Below are 2,529 nucleotides of genomic sequence, written 5' to 3'. Positions count from 1 at the left end.
CGAGTGGCAGCGCCGACAACATTCCCGGGGGCTCGAACGCCAACCCGGCGGACATCTATCGCTACCTCATCTCGAAACACGGACTCACGCCCGCACAGGCCGCGGGGATCGTGGGCAATATTCAGGTCGAGTCGGGGTTCAAGACCAGCGCGTACAACTCGGGCGAAGGCGCTATCGGTCTGTGCCAATGGCGGGGTGGGCGACGGCAGGCCCTGGAGCGATTCGCGGCAGCTCGCGGTAAGCCGGTCACCGACTGGAAGACTCAGGTCGATTTCATGATGGCCGAATTGCGCAGCAACGAATCCACCGCGTACGGATATCTCCGGGCCGCGCAGACGCCCGCCTACGCGGCGGCCGTCTTCGATCAGTATTACGAAAGAAGCTCCGGTGAGGCGAGAGGGCAGCGCATCGCCTACGCCAACAGCATCGCCTCGGCGATGCGCAACGTCGCCGTTTGACGCCGCCCGGCCTTCGCCCGGTCGCTCGGTGCCTTTTTCCCACCAAGGCGCCTCGCGGTTGTCGCCCGGCCGCTGCCGGGACGCGGGACGCCCGGTATTCCCGTAAGCGGGAACAGAATAGGCGTGCTCCGGAGATACTTACGTTAAGCTGCGGATACGCTCCAGGGCGGGTGCCGGGGAAGAGGCATTCCGAGTCGGATGAGCCGACAGCCGGGCAAGGCGGCATGAGTTCACCGCATCGGCGCGGATAGCGACGTCGCTGCCGCGTCGGCTGTGCACTCCTCCGGCTCCAGCACGCACTGATCGTGTCCGGCGATCGGCAGTGCGCGTACCGGGGCATCCGGCGGAAGGTGAATCATGGCTGCCTCTGTGGTCACCGTGTGTAGTGTCCGCGCGCATCGGGGAAACTGATGGCTCCGACGGATCGTACTGGCCCCGAGCGAGATCCCCATGATCCCGGCGATCCTCGCGACGTGCGCGCGAGCGCCACTACCACCGCGCCGCACCGCCCCGCCAAGTCCGCGACGCGCGGCGCTCCCACCCCGATCCCGCGGCCACAGCCAGGTGCGGCTGCCGCGGCGCCGACCAGTGCGACGGCTCAGGGGCGCGCGCAGAATGCACCGCAGGCATCCGAGACGACTTCCCCGGCTTCGGGTTCCACCTCCGTTCCGCGCTCGGACGCGCTCGGCATGGGGGGCTCGTCCACGCCCATGGCGGCCGCGGCGATGGGCGCGTTGGCGGCCATCGCCGCCCAATACGGTGACGGCCCGCCGACTGCCGTGACGGGACAACCGTACGCGCCGCCCGATCTCGACGCGGCACGGCCGAGCGGACCCGTCGTGTGGGACGGTGCGCTCGGTTCCCGGTACGCCGACAGCAATCTGAATCGAGCACGCCACGGCGATGCCACACAGTCGATGAACGCCGAGTTGGAACGCATCCTCGGCGGCGCGGTGGACAACAGCACGCAGGGACGCGCCGCGATCGGCTCGATCATCGCCGAGGTGAACACCGCCCTGACCGCGCTCGGCAATGTCCAGGACGCCAACGCGAGCAGGCAGTTGGTGATCTCCACCTTGGACAACGCCTTGCAACGGGCGGGAACCGTGCTCGGCCAGGGGCAGGCCGCGGCAGTGCTCACCGCCGATCGGGTGGCTGCCCTGGCCGACCGCTACCTGCGTGAGTCGCGTCCCGTCCAGCCGCGGCGGCCCCGCCGCACGGCGCACTCCGGCGTGCACGGGCCCAGCGGCGGTCCGCCACGCTCGCGGCCGTCCGGCCAACAGGGGCAATGGATCAACGAAGCCTTGCAGGTGTTGCGCCAGCACGGCTACGACACGCGCCAGATCGATCCGGCCGACATCGCGGCGATCATCCAGCACGAGTCCGGCGGCAACCCGAACGCGATCAATCTCTGGGACAGCAACGCCGCGGCCGGAATTCCGTCGAAAGGCCTGATGCAGACGATCGATCCGACGTTCAACGCGTATTCCGTTCCGGGGCATCGTGATATCTGGAATCCGGTGGACAATATCGTCGCGGGCGTTCGGTATGCCATCGAACGTTACGGGTCGGTCAGCAATGTGCCGGGAATCGTGCAGATGCGCGGCGGCGGCTCGTACGTGGGGTATTGATGGTCGTTTGCGGCCGATGAGTTCCGTTGCGGCAGGGACGCACCGAGGGCACGCCGGATCAACTGATCACGCCCACCGCGCGGCCGCGTAACTGCTGGGCAGTTTCCGGTACTGGACGTGGCCGCCGGTACGGGGAGCTTCGACACACATGCCGTTGCCGATGTACATGATGACGTGGCCCGGATTGTTCGGCCCCTTGAACGAACTCGAGGGGAAGATGAGATCGCCGGGCTTGATGTCTCGCGGATTCACCTTGGGCAGGGTGCGGTATTGGTCGGCCGCGACTCGGGGAATCCGGACCCCGGCGGCTGCCGCCGCGTATTGCATCAGGCCCGAGCAGTCGAAAGCGTTCGGCCCTTCCGCACCGTAGACGTAGGGGTCGCCGAGTTGGGCGAGTGCCACCTGGATGGCTTTGGCGGCGGCTCCGGTCGCGCCGGTGC

At 67.9% G+C, this 2,529-nt stretch carries 3 protein-coding genes; 2 read left to right on the top strand and 1 reads right to left on the bottom strand.

The window, feature by feature from the left end; translation table 11 throughout:
* Window positions 1-458 (top strand): phage tail tip lysozyme (locus tag ABZ552_RS34015; RefSeq protein WP_357441949.1); only part of this gene is annotated, 458 nt, incomplete at its 5' end.
* 689 nt (window positions 459-1,147) lie between these two features.
* On the top strand, window positions 1,148-2,089 hold the full coding sequence (locus tag ABZ552_RS34010; protein ID WP_281875010.1) for a transglycosylase SLT domain-containing protein: 942 nt from the start codon (window positions 1,148-1,150) through the stop codon (window positions 2,087-2,089).
* 66 nt (window positions 2,090-2,155) lie between these two features.
* Here the strand turns inward: ABZ552_RS34010 and ABZ552_RS34005 are convergent.
* Window positions 2,156-2,529, bottom strand: a 374-nt coding sequence (locus ABZ552_RS34005) for a C40 family peptidase (RefSeq protein ID WP_357441947.1), incomplete at its 5' end; no start/stop codon positions are given.

Origin of the sequence: Nocardia sp. NPDC019219 (genome assembly GCF_040632645.1) — a bacterium.
Classification (GTDB): domain Bacteria; phylum Actinomycetota; class Actinomycetes; order Mycobacteriales; family Mycobacteriaceae; genus Nocardia; species Nocardia sputorum.
Note: the sequence above shows the minus strand (reverse complement) of the source record. Positions and strands in the feature narration are given on the sequence as shown.